Origin of the sequence: Undibacterium sp. TC4M20W (assembly GCF_049340245.1) — a bacterium.
Classification (GTDB): domain Bacteria; phylum Pseudomonadota; class Gammaproteobacteria; order Burkholderiales; family Burkholderiaceae_D; genus Undibacterium.
Genome location: NZ_JBMPPI010000066.1, coordinates 1 through 814, shown reverse-complemented (window position 1 = coordinate 814; position 814 = coordinate 1). Strand labels below are relative to the sequence as shown.

Sequence of the window (814 nt, the reverse complement as noted above, 5' to 3'; positions counted from 1 at the left end):
CTATGGGATAACCAGCTTTCCTACCGGGAAGTTGCTGCCCTGTTTAATATCCGCAGTCCGGGATGTATTGGTAATTGGGAGCGTAGCTATCATAATGGCGGCATAGATGCCCTGATACCACGTGTACGTGGAAGACCCAAGAAGATGCCAGACACCAAGCCACAACCCCCGTCCTTACCGATGAATGATGAAACCCGCACACGTGAAGACTTACTTGCGGAAGTCAGCCATTTACGCATGGAGAATGCCTACTTAAAAAAGTTGCGGGCCTTGGTTCAATCTCAGCAGCAACAGCGGGCGACAGCACGCAAAAAGCGCAAGTAGTCATCGAACTAAGGCAACACTTCCCTTTGCCAGATCTGCTCAAATTAACCGGTCTGGCCCGGAGTACTTTCTATTATCAACAGAAAGTTTTGCAGGCAGAGGATAAGTACCAAGGGCTCAAGAAACGAATCGGCACCATTTTTACGCGCCATCAGGGACGCTATGGTTATCGGCGCGTGACTCTGGCTATCCAGCAACAGGGAGTGAAGGTCAACCATAAGACTGTGCAACGGCTGATGAGCAAGCTCGGCCTGAAATCATTGGTGCGGCCAAAGAAATACCGGTCTTACAGAGGTAACGTGGGACACACCGCCCCCAACGTGCTGGAACGGCAATTTGACGCGGATGGCATGCATCAGAAATGGGTAACTGATGTGACGGAATTTAACGTCGCAGGAGAGAAACTGTACCTGTCTCCGGTGATGGATTTGTATAACAGGGAAATTATTGCCTTTGAGACAGCCAGGCGCCCCGTTTATGAACTCGTCGG

1 pseudogene is annotated in these 814 nt (G+C 50.6%); it reads left to right on the top strand.

Annotated features, from left to right (window positions below):
* A pseudogene (locus ACO0LL_RS30300) lies at nucleotides 1-814 on the top strand (IS3 family transposase); the annotation flags it as partial.